Origin of the sequence: Psychrobacter sp. 78a-MNA-CIBAN-0178 (assembly GCF_040309625.1) — a bacterium.
Classification (GTDB): Bacteria; Pseudomonadota; Gammaproteobacteria; order Pseudomonadales; family Moraxellaceae; genus Psychrobacter; species Psychrobacter okhotskensis.
Genome location: NZ_JBEOOZ010000006.1, coordinates 114,854 through 135,042 on the forward strand (window position 1 = coordinate 114,854; position 20,189 = coordinate 135,042).

A 20,189-nucleotide genomic window follows, 5' to 3' on the forward strand; every position below is an offset into this window, starting at 1 on the left:
TTTGACTGTTAGCATCAAGGGAATGGAATAAAAATATCAAGCCCTACTGATAACAAGTCCTACTGATAAATAATTTACAGAGAAAATGAATCACAGAAAAAATTACAATGTTGAATGTGACTAATAAGAAGCAAATGATAAAAAGTAACTAATAATAAAACAAGGAGCAATATTTATGAAAGCGACTCTCAAAAGTTTACGCGAAACCAAGGCTAATCCTGCGGTCAGTATTTTTGTTAAAACTCACCGCGAACATCCTGATAATGACAAAGATCCTATCGCCCTTAAAAACCAGTTAAAAGTTGTCGAAGAGCGTCTCACCAAAGAGTACGATAAGCGCACAGCAACGACTATTTTGGACAACATTCACGCCAAAACTAATGAGCTAAACCATAATTATAACCTTGATACTTTAGCGATATTTGCCAGCGTTGATGACGTACAAGTAATTCGTATGCCGATTGATACGACCGAACGCGTGGTCATTTCAAACAGATTTGCTACCCGTGATTTGGTTCGCGATATGGCAAGCGCGGTACATTACTATACAGTGGTACTGACCCGTGATAGTGCCCGCTTGATTGAAGCATCTAATGATCGCGTTGTTAGAGAGCTTGATAAAGGTGATGACGTGCAAAACAATATGGAAAGCATTGCCTTTCCTATCGAGAATAACGGTCTGTATACAACCAGTGACGGTGGCTCTGACCGTTCTGCAAGTAACGAAAGCAGTCATTTAAAAGAGTTCTTTAACCAAGTGGATAAGAGCGTACAAGAGCTGTGGGGCGAGCATAAAATGCCTCTTGTCATCGTCGGTGACGCAAAAAATATCGGCTATTATAAAGAAGTATGTGACCGTCCAGAAAACATCATTGCCACGGTATCAAACGCCACCAATCTAGAAGATGGTAGCGCCCAGCATATCGTCGATTGTTTACAAGAGGCGGTAGAAGAGTACCGTACTTCATTACACCAAGCGGCCATGGGTGAAATTGATAAAGCTCGCGGTGCCAATATGTTGCAGACTGACTTACAAGAAGTCTATCGCAGCGCCTTCCAAGGAGCGGGCGAGACCCTCTATGTGCGCCGTGGTTATATACAATCTGCCAAGATTGACGAAAAAGCACAGACTTTAAGCATCGCTAATGATGCTGCTGCAGAAGGTGTCACGGATGATGCGATTGGCGAAATCATTGAGCACGTGATTCACAATGGCGGTGAGGCTGTGTTTATGCCGCAAGACATCATGGGCGAAGACCAACCGATTGCTCTGGTGACCCGTTACTAATTTTAGTCATATTGACTGCTAATGACATGTACTTATGAATTAGCCATTGGTAACGTATCGGTATAAGATGAGAGCATTGGTTCGATACGAATCAATGCTTTTTTGACTGAATGGCTATCAGGTCTTATGGTTAGTAATTTCAATCATCAAGCTGTACTCGCCTGATGTTGACTACAATTCTAAATTAAACCACTATAAATTAAACGGTGAGTAAACGCCCTTTTAAAGTTACTGTCATTTTAACGTCATCCACTTTAAACATGACTCCCATTTTTTACACGACGACTGATACATTTATGACTAATACAAGCTCTTTTGTTCTAACCAGCTATAACATTCATAAAGGCATGTCGCCTATGAATCGGCAAGTAAAAATGCAAGGTATTGCCCATGCGCTTGAGGGTATAGGCTCGGACGTTCTGTGTTTGCAAGAGGTACAAGGTCAGAATCTTAAGCGCAATATGCAATACAACGAATATCCTGATCAATCACAGCATGAATGGTTTGGCGAATATCTACAGCTGCAAAACAGTTATGGTAAAAACTCAGAATATGAAAACGGTCATCATGGTAATGCCGTGCTCAGCCGCTTTCCGTTAGATCCAAAACATAACGTCAATATTACGGTAAATAAATTGGAGCAGCGTGGGGTCTTACATTGTGAGGTGCAGCCAGTAGGTTGGGAGAGACCGGTCGTAGTATTGTGCGCGCACTTAAATTTGTTTGAGCGGGATCGTCTTAAGCAGTATGAGGCCATTGCCAATTATGTGCGCAATGAGATTGCCCCTGATCAACCGCTGATCTTAGCGGGTGACTTTAACGATTGGAAAAAACTGTCTTGTGACAAATTAGCGTCCAGTCTCGGCATGACCGAAGCTTTCAAGCATTGTCATGGCAAGCTGTCACCTACCTTTCCGGCTAAGCTACCGGTGCTCAGCTTAGATCGTATCTATGTGCGTAATTTAAGGGTTAAAGATGCATGGGTGCACACTGGCAAACCGTGGTCAACGCTGTCCGATCACTTGCCCATCAGTGCAGAGCTGGTGTTGCCATAAGCAGAGAATTCACTAAAAATAAAACAATAGCAGCATACAAGGATGATAAACCATGTCTAATACTCAAATACCAACCACTCAACATGCGGTACTCATTCGTGAGTTTGGTGAACCTGACGTTATGAACTATGAGGACGGTGTCGCCATTCCAGCTTTGGCGGATGAGCAAGTCTTGGTAAAAGTTGCCTACGCCGGCATCAATCCTGTTGACTATAAAACCCGTCAAGGTAAAGGTTGGGGCGCTGATAATATTCAAAAAGATAAGTTTGATCATGATCAGCCAGCGATTTTAGGTTTTGATGTAGCCGGCACTATCGTCAAAAGCAATAACGAGCAGTTTGCCGTTGGTGATAAAGTTGCCGCTCTGACTTTTGATGGGGGTTGCTATGCAGAGTACGTAGCAGTCGATGGCAAGTTGCTAGCCAAAGTGCCAGAGGGCGTCACATTAGAACAGGCAGGTGCACTCCCTTGTGTCGGTCAAACGGCGCTACAATTTGTTGAGTTCGCTGATATCAAAAAAGGCGAGCATGTGGTCATGAATGCGCCCGCTGGTGGGGTTGGTCAGCTGGTCATTCAGTTATTAATGGACAAGGTCGACGAGGACAATATTAACGTCACCGTCATCTGCTCAGCAGAAAAGTATACCAAGCTTGATACTTTGATAGATAAAAGCAAGCTGACCGGCTGGATTGACTATACCAAAGAAGAGGCATTTCCTGATTTGCAAGCCGATGTATTGCTAGACTTGGTCGGCGGGGATGCTGGGGTACGCGCACTCGATGTACTCAAATCTGGTGCACGCGTCAATGTGTTACCAACGATTTGGGTTGATAAGCTCGTCGATGCTGGCAGTCAAAAAAGCCTAAACGTGGCAGGTTATAAAGCCCAGCGTAGTGGGCAGGATATGGCGAGAGTGTTAGAACAATTGGCGACTGGCAAGCTTAAATTACATATTCAGCAGACCTATTCGCTCTCTGAGGTCGTTGCCGCGCATACTGAGCTACAAAAAGGCGATACCTTTGGCAAGATAGTTTTAAAAGTAGACTAATCTGGCAGCATCTGTCGAAACGTGAGACTAATGCGTCCAGTGTTGACAGTTTTAGTCTTGGTGATAGTGTGTTTCCAGTAGGTCTGAGTATCGCCATGCATAACGATAAGATGACCAGACTCAAGGTAAAGCTCGACTTTATCTTGAGTTTTTTTATGTTTAAAAACAAATTTGCGCGTGGCACCGAGCGATAAGGCAGCGATAATAGGTTGATAGCCCAATTCTTTTTCGTCATCAGCATGATAGCCCATACCGTCACTACCTGAGGGGTAATAATTCAATAGGCAAGAATTAAAATTAGCGGTAATCCCAATATTTGCTAGCTGTTGCTCAACATGTTGTTTCACGTGAAACACGGTTTCTGACCATGGAATGCTTTGACGGGCATGTCCTGAGTAATGATAGCTGCTGCTATCTCCACCCATCCAAACGATTTGGCGCGTGGTGACGTGGGTCTTACCAAACAACGTGACAATGTCAGCCTGCCAAGGCAGTTCACTCAATAATATGTCATAAAGCTCATGGCTATTATCAATGACGATACCCAAGTCATTCGCCCGACCATCATAGGGTAGTATATTGTCAGTGGGACTAGGGGTAAATAAATCAGTCATAAGCTCAAAACTTAACGATTAAAATTCTGTAAGATAACAGTGGCGCATTGTTCCGGTGCTTCTATAGGTAATAAATGTCCGTTCTCAGGCATGATGTTAAGCTGGTCAGTGGGTACAAATTTTCGCCAATTATCGCGGACTTTATCATTGATAAAGATAGTGGGCTTACCGATGATGAGTTGGTAAGGCACCGTGGTTTTTGCCAGCTTCTTTAGCGCACCGTCTATATAAGGGATACCGAAATAATTCGCTATCTCTTGCTCGGGAGTGAAGATAAATGCATAACGGCCATCGTTTTGCTGTACTAAGCTTTGCTCGGCAAAGAGGTATAAGTGCTCATCAGAGATGCGTCGATAAGCGCTTTTTTCTCGTAGGCTGTCATAAAACTCATCTATATTTGCCCAAACTTTTTGCTTAGTTAACGCGCTTTTGAAAGGTTGACGCTTAAGCTTCACGCGGCGAGGTATCAGCTTATAGAGCAGCGCCTGTGATTTGGTAAAAGTGACGGGCTCTATCAAGTACAACGCAGAGAATAGATCAGGACGTTTGGCCGCTGCCATAGCCGTCGCAGTAGCGCCCTGCGAATGACCTATGCCCACAACAGGACTATCTTGCGTTTGCTCTAAAAACTTAATAAGCAGGTCAGCATCTTGCTCACGGGTTAGTACCCGAGCTTTTGGCTTGTCATACCAATAGCCACGCATCGCCAGCGCGCTGATATCAAAACCAGCAGCCAGCTCGGTTAATAAGGGCTGATAATTACCGACCGTAAAACCATTACCGCCATAGAAATGCGCTTTGGCTCGTTTAGCATTATCATGGGTCGATTCAGCCAATGAGTGTAAATCGTAGTAACAGGCGCGTTTTTTATTTAGCGTGATACTTTTAGCAAATTGTTCCATAACACTCGTACTTCCCTGTATGACCATTTTTCAATTTTAAGTTTAGTTTTCAAGCTACAGTTTATTGTGAGATTTAAGGTGGTACCAATTTTAGCTCTCTTCTCCTAAGAAACCACCGCTTTGACGCTGCCAAAGCCCCGCATAGACGCCATCCAATGCCAGTAGCTCTTCGTGACTGCCTTGCTCAATGATTTGACCTTTATCCATGACTACCAGTCTGTCAAGCGCGGCAATCGTAGAGAGACGATGAGCAATAGCAATCACCGTTTTGCCCGTCATGATATCGTTCAAGCTTTCGGTAATGGCAAACTCAATCTCAGAGTCTAGCGCACTGGTCGCCTCATCCAAGAGTAGAATCGGCGCATTTTTTAGCATAACACGTGAGATGGCAATACGCTGGCGCTGACCGCCAGAGAGTTTGACGCCCCGTTCACCAACTTGCGTATCCAAACCCGTATTGCCTTTATCGTCATACAAATCTTTGATAAATTCCCATGCTTGTGCTTGCTTAGTGGCACGGATGATTTCTGCATCGCTGGCATCAGGGCGACCATAAGCGATGTTTTCACGAACGGTGCGATGGAGCAATGAGGTATCTTGCGTCACCATACCGATCTGTTGACGCAGAGACTCTTGAGTGACTTCATCAATCGCTTGTCCATCGATGTAGATTTTACCTTTATCAACGTCAAAGAAGCGCAATAATAAATTCACTAAGGTTGATTTACCCGCACCTGAGCGTCCAACCAAACCAATCTTTTCCCCAGGTTTGATATCTAAATGAAAGTTATCGAGCAGTTTGATTTGTGAAGAGGCAATCGCCGTTCCCGCAGTACTCACTTCATCAATACGCTCGCCTTCGTTATCACCATTTTCACTTTCATAACTGAAATCAACATGGTCAAAGACAATGTGACCATCAGTCACTTTTAGCTCAGGTGCATTTGAAACATCCACAATCGTTTGCGGTGCTGACAAAGTACGCATACCGTCTTGGGCAGTACCGATGCTTTCAAACAGGCTAGCAGTTTGCCACATAATCCACTGCGTCAACCCATTGAGTCGTAATGCCATCGCCGTTGCTGCGGCAATAGCACCGACGCCAATATCGCCTTGCTGCCATAAATAAAGACCAATCCCAGCCGTACTACTTACTAAGATGACACTGATGAGATGGGTGGATATCTCTAAATAACTGACCCAGCGCATCTGCGCATGAACCGTACCTAAAAACTGACCCATGGCGTTTTTGGCATAGCCCAGCTCACGGCGCGAATGGCTGAACAGCTTTACCGTCATGATATTGGCGTAAGCATCAGTGATACGGCCAACCATCAATGCGCGGGCATCAGCCTGTATGATAGAGGTCCGTTTAAGCTTGGGAATAAAGAAACGTAAGGTAAAGCCAACCAGTACGAACCAGATAACAAAAGGTATGAGCAATAAGCTGTCTAAATTGAATAAGATAACCCCAGTCGTAATAAAGTAGACAATGACATACATAAACATGTCAGTGACTGTCATCACCGTATCGCGTACGGCCAGCGCCGTTTGCATTACCTTGGCTGACACACGACCAGAGAATTCATCTTGATAAAACTGCATTGACTGCCCAAGCATGTGCTGATGAAAACGCCAGCGCATCTGCATCGGGAACACACCTTGAATCGACTGAAAATGAATGAACGACGATAAGGCAATCCAAAACGGGCTCAGGAGCATGACCGCTAGCATCAAAAGGAGCGTATCGCCTTTTTCAGTCCATAGTGTTTGCGGTGTATACACCCCTAACCAGTCAACAATGTTGCCAATCCATGCAAACAGCATCGCCTCATAGATACCGATACCTGCGGACAAAATCATAAAGAATAGCAGCCAGATACGTAAGCCTTTGGTACATGCCCACAAAAACTTCATCAGCCCTTCGCGAGGTGAGGGCAATGGCATAGGCGTATCAGGAAAGGCCGGTAGACGGTTTTCAAAAAATCGAAATAGAGCATTCATAGGCAAGGGAAGAGCGTCAATAGCAATACGCTAAGACAGATACCGGTAGGCATTATCTTAAACGTGTATTTGAGTGAATGGGAAATGCTGCTATTTTAACAAAACTTCGTAATCACGCCTGCATGCTAATTGTAAATTGACAATCAGTGGCTGTACTCGTTTATTACTGATTGGCTCAACTCTCATAAATACATTGCTGTATAAAAAATATTTTGTTACATTCTAGTGCTTATTTTCTATTTGGCTGTCATTCATCTCATTTTTATCTCCATTTTAAAAATGAGGACACGCCTTGGATAAATAATAAACACATAAAACTGCGACTTAAAAGGTAGACGTTCATGCTGTATTTAACCATCGCGGTACTATGCAGTGTCGCCGTTTCAGTACTCTTGAAAACATTACGTCAACGAGATATCGATATTCGCCAGACTATCGTCGCTGGTTATCCAGTGGCTTTTTTATTGACATGGTTTTTATTGAAGCCAGACATCAGCGGACTTAGTCTGTTAGGAAGCGCGTGGGGGATTATCATAGCGCTTGGCGTGCTACTGCCTGCGGTGTTTATCATTCTTGGGCGCGCGATTGCTGCGGTTGGTATGGTGGCAACCGATGCCGCTCAGCGTTTATCATTGATTATTCCTATCGTTGCTGCCTTTTTATTATTCGGTGAGGTACTGACAGGTACGCGTATATTTGGTTTGGTATTAGGCTTTTTGGCACTAGGTGCTTTGGTGTATCGTCCTCAAGCGGGCGGCATAACTAAACAAGCTCGCCAAACGCCGCTTTGGTTACTTGGCGTCTGGGCAGGCTACGGCATTATCGATATTCTATTCAAGCAAGTGGCCAAGCAAGGGTCTGCCTTTCCACTGACGTTATTTGTCAGTTTTGGGCTGGCAGGGCTGTTACTGTTTATTTATTTGCTGATCACGCGGGTGCGCTGGCAGGGCAATGCACTCATGGCAGGAGTACTGCTGGGTGCGCTGAATATGGGTAATATTTACGCTTATGTACGGGCACATCAAGTATTGTCTGAGTCACCAAGCATTGTGTTTACTGGTATGAATGTGGGTGTCATCGCAGTGGCAACTATGATAGGTGTTGGCGTATTTAAAGAGCGGCTCAATCGCATTAATATAATAGGGCTATTATTGGCGGTTGGTTGTGTGGCAGTACTGTTTTTAGCATAACCGTTTAGCCTAAATTCATCCATATCGTTGCGATTTATAAAATTGTTAACTTATCAGATATAGGCATGCCGGGCATCCTATGATAAGGTTATCTAAAAATAGTAAGACTGATATAAGCTGACAAAAAGCGCTTTGCTTTGAGACATTTGACCTCAACGAATAAAAATAGGATGCACGCCCAATGGAATACGAAAAGCAATTACAACGCATAAAAAATGGTTCAGGCTTCATCGCGGCGCTTGACCAAAGTGGAGGCAGTACGCCAAAAGCACTCGAAAATTATGGCGTGAGCAGCGACGATTATGACAATGATGACACCATGTTCGATCTCGTACATGAGATGCGAGCCCGTATCATCACTTGTGAAACCTTTGATAGCGAGCGCGTGCTTGGGGCAATTCTATTCGAAGATACCATGGAGCGTGAGGTTGAGGGTAAGTCGACGGCCAACTATCTGTGGGAAGACAAAAACATCGTACCGTTCCTTAAGGTTGATAAAGGTCTGGCTGAGCAAATGAATGGTGTGCAAGTCATGCGCCCGATACCTGATTTAGATGCACTATTGGACAAGGCCAAAAACTATCCGGTATTTGGTACTAAGATGCGCTCAGTGATTTATGAGCCCAATGTCGATGGTATCGAGCTGGTCGTACAGCAGCAGTTTGATGTGGCCAAGCAGATTCTTTCAAAAGGCTTCATGCCTATTGTCGAGCCAGAAGTGAATATTGACAGCGCTAAAAAACATGACTGTGAGCTGATACTTAAAACCAGTCTTTTGCACAATCTTGATTTTTTAGACGATGGTCATCAAGTAATGCTGAAACTGACCTTGCCAGAGAAAGAAGGCTTTTACCAAGAGCTGGTTGATCACCCAAAAGTGCTAAAAGTTGTGGCATTGTCGGGCGGTTACAGCCGTAGTGCTGCGTGTGCTAAGCTTAAGCAAAACCCAGGTATGATTGCCAGTTTCTCCCGTGCCTTTACTGAAGGGTTGAGTAAGCAGCAAAGTGATGAAGCATTTTCTGAAACGATTAATAACTCAATCGAAGAAATCTATGAGGCGTCGAAGGTTTAAAGCCTTCAACCTTTATAATTGATTTTGAATCCCAGCTGACTTTAGGTTTGCTGGGATTTTTTTAATGGCATTCACAGTAGATATTTATTAAACTTGTGTTTGTTTTCATGGTTTTTGGAGAGGTTGTGTTTCGCTTTATTACTTTAGGATTGTTTTTATTAAGTTGGAGTGTTTCTAGTCAATCTATGGAGCCTGTAGGCTATTCAGGTACTTGGGCAAGCGCTGCTTATTTTAATAATGCCATCGATGTTATATCAGAGACAGTTAATATCGATATTACAGATGATGCTAATAATGCTGGTTATACAGTGAGCTATAAGCTGTATAACAATCGTGAAGGGCTTCAATTCCCATTGGTTTTTGAAGTATTCGATGAATTTGGACAAAGTAATGAGTTCGAAATTACTGTCGATGGTCAATCAGTGCCTGTCGTAACGGTTACTGAAGATAATAACGGGCTTGAGACATCTGATTTCTATATGCCAACCAATACTGGTTTAGAGCAATTCAGAGCAGATTCAAAGTATATCAACCTGGATTTGTCGTCAGGGTTGCATACTATTACAGCTACTTATGACGTCCAGCCGCATTATTATGGCAGTGATTGGACTGGGATAAGCACTTACTCTTATTCGTTAGTGCCGATGAATGAGAGCGTCAGTGATGATAAGCAGTTTAAAGGGTCATTTATTAAGCTAAATTTCAATGGTGGTTTAGACTATATCAGTATGGATATCGATGGCACGAAGAATACTTTACCTTCTAATAACCAATGGCATTTCAACGATAATCTTGCGAAAGAGATTGATTTTATTATTCAAGCACCTCTGAATCCTGTGGCAAAAGTTTTGACGGCTGTTTCGCCATTCATAACTATAAGTTTCGCGCTATTTGTATTGGGTGGACTGCATTTACGTATGATGAAACGTAGACAGCAAGCCCAGCCCGAAACCCTTTGGACAGTCATGCTGGTGGGTGGTTTTCTAGTGCCTCTGCTTAGCCTGATAATTTATTACCTCTATCTACTGGTGACAGATATGATCATTGGTCAAGGCGCAACAGGAGAAAGTCGCGATTTGTTCTTTATATGGGTTTTGCCGTTAGGCTATATAGTAATAACACCTATTTATTTGATAATTAGTTTTGTGGTTTTTATGATGGTTAAACAGACGGTTACTAAAACAGTAAAGTAATTATAGTTGAAGGCTGTAAATAGCTTTGTGATTCGCGAACAGCTAGCTGACGAGCCATTTGAGAGAATATTAATGCGTAGGACCATTTTAGGATTGCTTTTATTAAGCCACAGTATGTTTAGCTATGCCAATATGGCGTCTCCCATTATCGACGGTACTAATGCCAGTACGGCATATTCAAGCAAAGATATCGATATATTGTCTGAAAACATAGATATCAATATTGCTGAAGGTTTTAATCAAGCTGACTATGATGTCACTTACGAAATTTATAGCGCTAAAAAAGGCGATCGAATACCTTTGGTTTTTGAGGTGTTCGATAGCATAGGTAATGATGCAGACAAAAGCTTTATAGTCGAAGTCGATGGGCAAGCGGTACCAGTACTTATCAATTATGATTATAAAAGTCATTCAAAATCATTGCCCGCTTATCATGATCCAGAAACGGATACGGCCGTACAGTTCCATAATGACGCTAAATACTTTGAGATAAACTTAAGCGAAGGCAATCATGTCATTAATGTTAAATATTCTGCCTATCCTACAGTAAACCGTAGTGATTGGACCAATCAATATATCTATAGCTATTCATTAAAACCTGCCAAAACTTGGAAAAGCTTTGGTGACCTGACCGTTACTCTAAAGATTGCTGATGAATCGAAATACTTGAAGACTAATCTTGGCGAACCTTTAAGTGGGATGATAAAAGCAGATTCGAAGTGGGTCTTTGATCATCTGCCTCAAGATGTTCTTGAGATATCTTATCAACCACAACCAATGCCTCTAGCACAGTGGTTAATTAATTTAGACTCATTAATACTTCTGTTGTTTTTAATATGTTTGTTAGGGGGTGCTCACTATGGACTTATGTATTGGAGCCGGAAGAAAAGTCTTAAAATAGCATGGATGGTCACATGGTTAGGGATTCTGATAGTTCCATTTATCGTATTGATGATAGTTTTCTATAAGATTTATCTTATAGATTGGTTACTGGGCGAGCATGCCAGCAGGTATCATGGTTATACTATTTTTATTATTATCTTTGGCTATCCACTGATTTTGCTTGTTTATTTAATCATTATGAAGTTATGCGATTCTTATTTGAAACGGGTTTTTTTACAACCCTCACAAGTAAGTACCTAAAAAGCTTGAACCCAGTGGATGGATTCAAGCTTTTTAAGTTAGCCAGTTTTCAGTAAGTAAAGCACTACACCTCTTTAATAACATGACCTACATTGATTGAATCATCCGATTTCGGAGTTGATTTTTTATTAGCGGCATCTTTATCCAGTCCTGCTGCATAATCCCGCACGTTTTGAGTGATTTTCATCGAGCAAAATTTAGGTCCACACATCGAGCAAAAGTGCGCCGTCTTATGCGCGTCTTTAGGCAAGGTTTCATCATGGAACTCACGGGCGGTATCTGGGTCGAGCGCCAGATTGAACTGGTCGTCCCAGCGGAATTCAAATCGTGCTTTAGATAACGCATTATCACGTGCCTGCGCACCGGGATGACCTTTAGCCAAATCAGCCGCGTGGGCTGCGATTTTATAGGTGATGATACCGTCTTTAACATCTTTTTTATTAGGCAGACCTAAATGCTCTTTTGGCGTCACATAGCACAGCATTGCGGTGCCAAACCAGCCGATCATAGCAGCACCAATGGCGCTCGTGATATGGTCATAACCGGGTGCGATATCAGTAGTTAGAGGTCCTAGTGTATAAAATGGCGCGTCGGCACAAACCTCAAGCTGCAAATCCATATTTTCTTTAATACGGTTCATTGCTACGTGACCGGGACCTTCAATCATGACCTGTACGTCATGCTTCCAAGCCACTTGGGTCAACTCGCCAAGGGTACGCAGCTCACCAAATTGTGCTTCGTCGTTGGCATCTTGCAAGCAGCCCGGACGTAAGCCATCGCCTAAACTAAATGCCACATCATACTGTTTCATAATCTCGCATATATCTTCAAAATGCGTGTATAAAAAGCTCTCTTTATTATGAAACATGCACCACTGCGCCATGATAGAGCCACCACGCGAGACGATACCTGTTAGGCGGTTGGCCGTCAGCGGCACGTAGCGCAGTAGTACGCCGGCGTGAATGGTGAAGTAATCAACGCCTTGTTCGGCTTGCTCGATGAGCGTATCGCGGAATATCTCCCACGTGAGGTCTTCTGCCACGCCATCGACTTTCTCTAAGGCTTGATAAATAGGGACGGTACCAATCGGCACGGGCGAGTTACGAATCAGCCATTCGCGGGTTTCGTGAATATGATTGCCCGTAGATAAATCCATGATGTTGTCCGCGCCCCAGCGCGTCGCCCACGTCATTTTTGACACTTCTTCGTCGATAGATGAGCCGAGCGCTGAGTTGCCGATATTGGCATTAATTTTCACCAAGAAGTTACGGCCGATAATCATTGGCTCGGACTCAGGGTGATTGATGTTGTTGGGGATAATGGCGCGGCCAGCGGCTACTTCGCTGCGCACAAATTCAGGGGTAATAATAGTTGGCGTGTTGGCACCAAAGTTCTCGCCATCATGTTGGCGCATATCGGTCAGTTCGTGCTGCTTTTGCGTTTCACGAATGGCGATGTATTCCATTTCAGGCGTAATAATGCCGCGACGGGCATAGTACATTTGCGTGACGTTCTTTCCTGCTAATGCACGGCGTGGTTTGTCGATATGGGCGAATCTAAGATTGGCGGTACTGATATCGCGGGCGCGCGCCAGTCCGTAAGAGCTCGACAATCCGTTCAATTGTTCGGTATCACCGCGCTCAGCAATCCAGCCTTCGCGTAGCTTTGGTAAGCCTTTCGTCAAATCGATCTCGACATTAGGATCGGTGTAAACGCCAGAAGTGTCATAAACATAAAAAGGTGGGTTTTGTTCCCAATCGGTTTCAGGCACGCCTTGTATCGGAGTAGGGTCAAGGGTGATTTCGCGCATCGGTACTTGAATGTCAGGACGTGAGCCCTCGATATAGACTTTTCTAGAAGCGGGAAGGACACGGTGTAGGTCGCGCGCGTCTTCTTCAAAGCGGGCATCATTGGCGGTACGGTGAGCAGGGGTTTTGAGGGCATCGGCTTTTTTATCCGCTTTACTGTCAGTTGTTTGACTAGCATTGGCAGTAAGAGGGGCGTCAGTAGCTGGGATGTGGGTTTGGGCTGTTTGTAAATCTGAAGTAGTCATATGCTGTCCTAGCGTGTTGGTTTTTGAATAAAAGCAACACCGCCAGTAGCTGCGGGGATTGGCCTATATGATACGGACAAATTCAATCGTAAAACAAACCTGCTAGCGCTATCAAACCTAAACGTAGTCAGTGATCTTTAGCTGATTGATGGACGCGACTGATTATTAAAGCGCTATATCCGCATAACAATGCTAGTAGATAGTGGCGATAATAAAAAGGCATTTCTGCGCGCCCTTTGTACTTATATAACATAGGCTTGAGACTTCCCTGCGTCGGTACTAACCGCATCAGGTTCAGCGGGTGATCTCTCAGCGAATGTATCAAAAGGCTTATGAAATAAGCTCGTAATACACCGCACCCCGAGTCTGTCAGTGTTGTAAATCCCCTTCATACTAGCAAAATTCTGCGCGCGCGGCTAATGATATTTGGCTATACGTATCTCGTTTCAACTCTATATTTTATGGCTTTATAAACGCAGCTGGCTAATATCGCCCAACAACGTGACTCAAATTAATTGACTGTCAGGTCCTCAAATGAGACTTTTTTAACACGACTGAAATATTAAAAAGGTTGTCATCAAACTGTCATAAAGATTTGACAAGATAGCACGCATGTCACAAACAAACCTTTTTCATATCGTTGTCAAACTTTAGGAGCCTTACATGCGTTATTCGTTATTAGCAGTAGCCGTTAGTTGTACATTAATGCTCACGGCATGTAATAAATCAACCGACACGGCAGAGCCCACTGCTGATACTAGCAGTAGCGCTGTTACCACGGCTGAAACCACCTCTCAAACAGCCTCTTCTGCTACCACAGGTTTTAAATCTGCTGAAAATATCGCCATGAATATCACGGGTGCAGGTGCATCATTCCCGCAGCCTATCTATGCCAAATGGTCATACGACTATAACGCTGCCACTGGTGGCCAAGTCAACTATCAATCGATTGGCTCATCTGGTGGTATCAAACAAATTCAATCAAAAACCGTTGACTTTGGTGCTTCTGATGCACCGATGACGCCTGAAGAGCTTGAAGAGTCTGGCCTTATTCAGTTTCCAACCGTTATTGGTGGCGTCGTGCCAATCGTCAACATCGATGGTATAGAGCCGGGCGCATTGAAGCTAGACGGTACAACCTTAGCAGATATCTATTTGGGCAAAATCAGTAAATGGAATGACCCAGCTATCAAAGCCATGAACCCAGATCTGACTTTGCCAGATGCGGCAATCACGACGGTATTCCGCTCAGACGGTTCAGGTACGACTTTTAACTTTACGGACTATCTGGCCAAAGTCTCACCAGATTGGAAAGACACGGTTGGTGTTGATAAAACAGTCAAATGGCCGACCTCTGCGACTGGTGCAGGCGGTAAAGGTAACGAAGGGGTTTCAAGCTACGTCAACCGTATGAAAAACTCTATCGGCTATGTTGAGTATGCTTACGCTAAGCAAAACAAAATGTCACATACGGCATTGAAAAATGCAGCTGGCAACATCGTGCAACCATCAGCTGAGACCTTTGCTGCGGCAGGTGATATTGATTGGTCACAGCAAGAAGGCTTTTATAAAGTCATCACCAACTCTGAGACTGACCAAGCATGGCCTATCGCTGCTGCCACCTTTATCTTAGTCCATAAGCAACCAGAGAATCCTCAGCAAGTTGCTGGCGTGTTGAACTTCTTTGACTGGGCTTATAGCCAAGGTGATGATGATGCCATGGCACTAGACTATGTACCATTCTCTGACACGGCAGTGGCCTTGTTCAAAGCAAAATGGAACGACGTAAAAGGTAGCGATGGACAGCCTGTCTATAAACCTGCTCAGTAATTCGATAGTCATTATTTAATAACGATCGAATTACCCTTTCAAACAACTATTCTCCGGTAGTTGTTTGAAAGGTTTTATCACAGCGAATTTAATCGCAAAGCCAATGATATTTATAGCTTCTGATACTTATATCTGCTGAGTTTGTTGTGATAAAACCTGATAAACACACTCATTTTTTAATCTTATCCTATTGAATGCTGAGACACTTATGACAGACTTAAGGTCCCAACTGGCTAAACAAAAACGTTACGATGCTTTATTCGTTAACTCCACCAAAGCATTTGCCATACTGGTATTGATGTCTCTAGGTGGTATTTTAGTGTCGTTAATTGTCGGGGCTTGGCCAAGTATTCAAGAGTTTGGTCTAGGTTTTTATACCAGCAATAACTGGGATACGGTCGCCAATGAATATGGTGCACTTGCACCCATCTATGGCACCTTAGTGACCTCATTTATCGCCATTCTGATAGCCGTGCCAGTGAGCTTTGGCATTGCCATATTTTTGACCGAAATGTGTCCTGCTTTTCTAAAAAAACCACTTGGTATCGCCATTGAGTTATTGGCTGGTATCCCCTCTATCATTTATGGTATGTGGGGCTTGTTCGTCTTCGCGCCGTTTTTTGGCGATCACATCCAACCATGGTTTATTGAACACGTCGGCCCTTTACCGATTATCGGTAAACTGTTTGAAGGCGCACCGATGGGACTGGGTATGTTCACAGCGTCCTTGGTGCTTGCCATCATGATTATTCCCTTTATCGCTGCCACCATGCGCGATGTTTTTTCCGTCGTGCCAGACTTATTAAAAGAATCCGCTTATGGCATGGGTGCGACGACTTGGGAAGTCATGTTCAAGATTATTTTGCCGTATACCAAAGCTGGTGTGGTTGGTGGTGTTATTTTAGGACTGGGCCGCGCATTGGGCGAGACCATGGCGGTGACTTTCTTGATTGGTAATGCCTTTAATATCAGTCCAAGCCTGTTTACCTCTGGGGTTACGATTACCTCAGCGCTGGCCAATGAATTTGCCGAAGCCTCTAGTGAGCTACATCTGGCATCGTTGCTGCATCTGGGCTTAATATTATTTGTGATTACTTTTATAGTGTTGTCCATAGCGAAGCTTATGCTCATGCGCATGGATCATAAAGCAGGCAATCGCTAAGCCAACGTTGTATCAGCACGATAGAGATTAATGTTGTCTAAAAAGATTATCTAAAAAGGCTATCTAAAAAGATATGGGAAACGAATGTTATGCCTAACCCTGCTATCAATGCTACTAGCGCATTACCGGTAAAGACAAGCTTTGAGGCACGTTATAACAAAAGCCTTTATAACAAGCGTCGTCGTCTGAATAAGCTTGGTCTAGGCTTTGCGTTGTCGGCGATGGCGTTTGGCTTATTTTGGCTATTATGGATTTTACTGACCCTGTTCGTTGAAGGTTTTCAAGGATTGGTACAGTTGCCAGTATTTACGGCTGATACCCCACCACCGATGAGCGCAGGTGGTCTACGCAATGCCATTGTCGGCTCAATCATGTTGGCATTTTCAGGACTGTTTATCGGTGCGCCCATTGGCCTGATGACCGGTATTTATTTATCAGAATTTTCTCAAGGCAGTATGCTGGGCAAAGTCACCCGATTTTTAAATGATATTTTGCTATCAGCACCCTCGATTGTGATTGGTCTCTTTATTTATGCGCTGATGGTCAAAGGCAATAATTTTTCTGGTTGGGCAGGCGCGTTGGCGTTGGCATTAATCGTCATCCCTGTGGTCGTACGCACCACAGAAAACATGCTTAACTTAGTGCCTAATAGTATTCGTGAAGCGGCCTATGCATTGGGTACACCAAAGTGGCAACTGGTGACCAAAGTTACGATTAAAGCGGCCAAAGCGGGATTGACCACAGGCGTATTGTTAGCCTTTGCCAGAATTACCGGTGAGACTGCACCATTATTATTCACTGCGTTGAATAATCAATACTTCAGTACCGATATGGGTAAACCTATTGCTAATTTGCCCAACACCATTTATCAGTTTGCGATGAGTCCCTATGACAACTGGCATACCTTGGCATGGTCGGCGGCCTTACTGATTACCTTGTCGGTATTGATATTGAATGTTTTGGCACGGTTTATTGGCAATCGGGGTCACAGTAAATAACAGCTACCAAAAAATCAGGCCTCGTCGGTTTTTACTTAAATTTATATCAAGTCAGGTTGGATACTATTATGAATGATGTCATCAATAAAGCGCCTAAAAAAACGGCGGTTAAAAAGTCTCATATCACTGAAGACAATCTATTAACCAACCCTTTATCGACCAGTGCACAAATGGCTCAGCCAAATGTGGCAAGCTTTAATAAGCAAACCCTGCATGATATTCCGCAGAATATGCCGCCAGCAAAGCTAGAAGTTCGAGATTTAAGTTTTTATTATGGGGATTTTAAAGCCCTTAAAAACATCGACATCGATATTCCGGATAAAAAGGTGACGGCGTTTATTGGGCCTTCAGGGTGTGGTAAATCAACGCTGCTGCGTACTTTTAACCGTATGTATGATTTGTATCCGGGCATGCACGCAGAAGGCAGTATCAACCTTGATGGCAAAAATATCTTAGGTAAAGACGTCGATGTTAACCTGCTACGCGCGCAGGTCGGTATGGTCTTTCAAAAGCCAACGCCATTCCCAATGTCGATATACGATAACGTCGCCTTTGGTGTGCGACTTTATGAAAAGTTAAGCAAAGCTGAGCTGGATAATCGCGTGGAATGGGCGCTAAAAAAATCGGCATTGTGGCCAGAAGTAAAAGACAAGCTAAAAGCGTCAGGCTTGTCTTTATCAGGCGGACAGCAGCAACGACTGTGTATCGCCCGTAGTGTTGCTACCAAGCCTGAAGTGCTGTTGCTTGATGAGCCAACCTCTGCATTGGATCCTATCTCAACGGGTGCAATCGAAGACCTGATTGAAGATTTAAAAAACGACTACACCATCGCTATCGTCACGCATAACATGCAGCAAGCGGCAAGGGTATCGGACTATACGGTCTATATGTATTTGGGCGATATGATTGAGATGGGCGAGACGGATCAGATATTTACCAAACCGGCGCAAAAAGCCACAGAAGATTATATTACCGGTCGTTATGGCTAAGCGCATTGATGATTAAGGTGGGCGACGCTTAGAGTCAGCAATATTGTCGCGTTTTTAGGATATTTTAACTATAGATAAGCTGCACTAATAATAAGACGCTGATAACAAGACGCTGATAACAAGCAAACAGGATGAGTACTTATTGTGAGCAATCATTCGAAGTTTTTAGCATTGACCGAAGTATATCGGCAGCTCGGGTTTGAGCACTCAAATCATGTGCGATTTAATAGGCATACGGTGTCATCAAAACCTAGATTTCAGGGAATACGTTCTATGCAAAATGACAAGCATATCTCCAAAAGTTTTGACCAAGATCTTGATGAAGCGATTCGACTGTTTCTGCATATGGGTGACAGCGCGGCCAATCAGGTCGCCAAGGCCATCCATGCGTTGACCGATAAAAACCAGACGCTGGCACAAGAAGTGATTGATATGGATTTTGACATCAATCGCATGGAAGTCGATTTGGACGAACATATTTTATTGCTGGTTGCCAAGCGTCAGCCCGCTGCTAGTGATTTGCGTTTGGTCATGGCTATTAGCAAGGGTGTGGTCGATTTGGAGCGTATCGGTGATGAAGCAGTAAAAATTGCCCAGATGGCAATCAAAATTATCGCGCAAGGTAAGACTGAATATGGCTATGCGGAAGTGCAGCATCTGAGCAACCAAGTTCGGTTAATGGTACACAATGCGCTAGAAGCTTTTAGTCAGTCGAATGCTGAGCAAGCCTTTGAAGTCATGCGTAACGACAAAGTGGTCAATGATGAGTATCAGTCGGCCATTCGCGCCTTGATGACCTACATTATGGAAGACTCGCGCTACGTCTCAAAAGTCATGAATATCATGTGGGTACTGCGCGCGCTTGAGCGTATCGGTGATCATGCGCAAAACGTGGCAGAGCTGGTTATCAATTATATTAGCGGGCAGGATGTGCGGCATTCAGATTATGCTGAGGTCGAAAAAGCGGTGCAAGAAGCCAATGATCGCATGGCGGCTCGTCAAGCTAGTGCCACGCAAGTTGCTGATACTGATGCTGAGTCAGTAGACAAGCATAAGGATTAAACAGCTATTCAGCTTATCAGGCATTTAGTCTATCAATAAAATCTCAATAAAAAACGCGCCATATTATTTATATAGCACGTTTTTTATAGCAGAAAATCAAAAAATTAGCTTTCTGGCGTCCAACCTTGCGCGCGCTCATAATCTTCATTGTCTAAAAATTTATCACGTTGCTCGGTCAAAAACTGCTTGGCTTTAGGATCCATCATGCTTAGGTGGTTTTCGTTAATGAGCATGGTTTGATGCTCAAGCCACTCTTTCCAAGCTTTGTCAGAGACCGTTTCTTGCAGCTCTTGACCTTTTTTATTAGGAAAAGGGGGATGTGGCATCTTTGGTAATTCTTGCTGATATTTGCGGCAAAATACCGTATTGGCTTGGGGATTAAAACTCTCAGCCATAATGGACTCCTTATTAATTATCAAATGATTGAATCAAATATTGGTATCCCCCTATGATAACGGTCTTGGTAGATTTAACCAAGCCTATCAGGTGTATAGAAGGTAGCCATTCATGGTGTAATGGACATTATTCATGCTGGCGTAGGGTCTAACGCTATATACTGTCTATATTTGCAAGGAATCAAAGCCAT

17 protein-coding genes and 1 riboswitch are annotated in these 20,189 nt (G+C 43.7%); of the genes, 12 read left to right on the forward strand and 5 right to left on the reverse strand.

Translation table 11 applies throughout. From position 1 onward, the window contains the following. The first annotated feature begins 175 nt into the window (after positions 1-175). The 3 genes from AAEY80_RS06055 (at position 176) to AAEY80_RS06065 (ending at position 3,391) form a co-directional block, all read left to right on the forward strand. Complete coding sequence (locus tag AAEY80_RS06055) at positions 176-1,288, forward strand: AOC03_06830 family ribosome hibernation factor (RefSeq protein WP_201566993.1); 1,113 nt, start codon at positions 176-178, stop codon at positions 1,286-1,288. 296 nt (positions 1,289-1,584) lie between these two features. Continuing rightward, entirely contained in the window at positions 1,585-2,343 is a 759-nt protein-coding gene (locus tag AAEY80_RS06060; protein ID WP_025652572.1) for an endonuclease/exonuclease/phosphatase family protein, read from the forward strand. 52 nt (positions 2,344-2,395) lie between these two features. Further along, entirely contained in the window at positions 2,396-3,391 is a 996-nt protein-coding gene (locus tag AAEY80_RS06065) for an NADP-dependent oxidoreductase (RefSeq protein ID WP_025652571.1), read from the forward strand. On the opposite strand, the gene AAEY80_RS06070 is transcribed toward AAEY80_RS06065, so the two are convergent. From AAEY80_RS06070 to AAEY80_RS06080, 3 genes are all read right to left on the reverse strand, one after another. Next, positions 3,388-4,005: an alpha-ketoglutarate-dependent dioxygenase AlkB family protein gene (locus AAEY80_RS06070; protein WP_201566997.1), complete on the reverse strand. Its 618-nt coding sequence runs from the start codon at positions 4,003-4,005 to the stop codon at positions 3,388-3,390. The two genes, AAEY80_RS06065 and AAEY80_RS06070, sit on opposite strands and share 4 nt — an antisense overlap. Before the next feature lie 11 nt (positions 4,006-4,016). Further along, positions 4,017-4,907, reverse strand: a complete 891-nt coding sequence (locus tag AAEY80_RS06075) for an alpha/beta fold hydrolase (protein WP_201566999.1) — start codon at positions 4,905-4,907, stop codon at positions 4,017-4,019. Positions 4,908-4,997: 90 nt separating this feature from the next. Further along, a complete protein-coding gene (locus AAEY80_RS06080) occupies positions 4,998-6,911 on the reverse strand; it encodes an ABC transporter ATP-binding protein (protein WP_101211181.1) in 1,914 nt (637 codons plus the stop codon). A 341-nt stretch (positions 6,912-7,252) separates the two neighbouring features. On the opposite strand from AAEY80_RS06080, the gene AAEY80_RS06085 reads away from it, so the two are divergent. The 4 genes from AAEY80_RS06085 (at position 7,253) to AAEY80_RS06100 (ending at position 11,509) form a co-directional block, all read left to right on the forward strand. Next, positions 7,253-8,101, forward strand: a complete 849-nt coding sequence (locus tag AAEY80_RS06085) for a DMT family transporter (protein WP_025652567.1) — start codon at positions 7,253-7,255, stop codon at positions 8,099-8,101. Between the two features lie 181 nt (positions 8,102-8,282). Beyond that, entirely contained in the window at positions 8,283-9,173 is an 891-nt protein-coding gene (locus tag AAEY80_RS06090) for a fructose bisphosphate aldolase (RefSeq protein WP_025652566.1), read from the forward strand. A 125-nt stretch (positions 9,174-9,298) separates the two neighbouring features. Further along, positions 9,299-10,366, forward strand: a complete 1,068-nt coding sequence (locus tag AAEY80_RS06095) for a hypothetical protein (RefSeq protein ID WP_156915648.1) — start codon at positions 9,299-9,301, stop codon at positions 10,364-10,366. Positions 10,367-10,372: 6 nt separating this feature from the next. Further along, positions 10,373-11,509: a hypothetical protein gene (locus tag AAEY80_RS06100; protein WP_156915647.1), complete on the forward strand. Its 1,137-nt coding sequence runs from the start codon at positions 10,373-10,375 to the stop codon at positions 11,507-11,509. A 64-nt stretch (positions 11,510-11,573) separates the two neighbouring features. Here AAEY80_RS06100 and thiC read toward each other — a convergent pair whose 3' ends face one another. Beyond that, positions 11,574-13,562: a phosphomethylpyrimidine synthase ThiC gene (thiC, locus tag AAEY80_RS06105; RefSeq protein ID WP_201582573.1), complete on the reverse strand. Its 1,989-nt coding sequence runs from the start codon at positions 13,560-13,562 to the stop codon at positions 11,574-11,576. Between the two features lie 248 nt (positions 13,563-13,810). Beyond that, positions 13,811-13,935, reverse strand: a riboswitch (TPP riboswitch). Between the two features lie 290 nt (positions 13,936-14,225). Here thiC and pstS point away from each other — a divergent pair. From pstS to phoU, 5 genes are all read left to right on the forward strand, one after another. Then, complete coding sequence (gene pstS, locus AAEY80_RS06110; RefSeq protein WP_173240249.1) at positions 14,226-15,392, forward strand: phosphate ABC transporter substrate-binding protein PstS; 1,167 nt, start codon at positions 14,226-14,228, stop codon at positions 15,390-15,392. Positions 15,393-15,600: 208 nt separating this feature from the next. Further along, positions 15,601-16,554, forward strand: coding sequence for a phosphate ABC transporter permease subunit PstC (gene pstC, locus AAEY80_RS06115; RefSeq protein ID WP_010200767.1), 954 nt, complete (start codon positions 15,601-15,603; stop codon positions 16,552-16,554). 89 nt (positions 16,555-16,643) lie between these two features. Then, the gene (gene pstA / locus AAEY80_RS06120; RefSeq protein WP_173240248.1) at positions 16,644-17,552 is read left to right on the forward strand and encodes a phosphate ABC transporter permease PstA; all 909 of its coding nucleotides are present in this window, start codon (positions 16,644-16,646) and stop codon (positions 17,550-17,552) included. 56 nt (positions 17,553-17,608) lie between these two features. After that, positions 17,609-18,541, forward strand: a complete 933-nt coding sequence (gene pstB, locus AAEY80_RS06125; RefSeq protein ID WP_407074171.1) for a phosphate ABC transporter ATP-binding protein PstB — start codon at positions 17,609-17,611, stop codon at positions 18,539-18,541. A 273-nt stretch (positions 18,542-18,814) separates the two neighbouring features. Beyond that, entirely contained in the window at positions 18,815-19,603 is a 789-nt protein-coding gene (gene phoU / locus AAEY80_RS06130) for a phosphate signaling complex protein PhoU (RefSeq protein ID WP_025652558.1), read from the forward strand. Positions 19,604-19,707: 104 nt separating this feature from the next. Here phoU and AAEY80_RS06135 read toward each other — a convergent pair whose 3' ends face one another. Next, positions 19,708-19,998: an oxidative damage protection protein gene (locus AAEY80_RS06135; protein ID WP_025652557.1), complete on the reverse strand. Its 291-nt coding sequence runs from the start codon at positions 19,996-19,998 to the stop codon at positions 19,708-19,710. Positions 19,999-20,189: the final 191 nt, after the last annotated feature.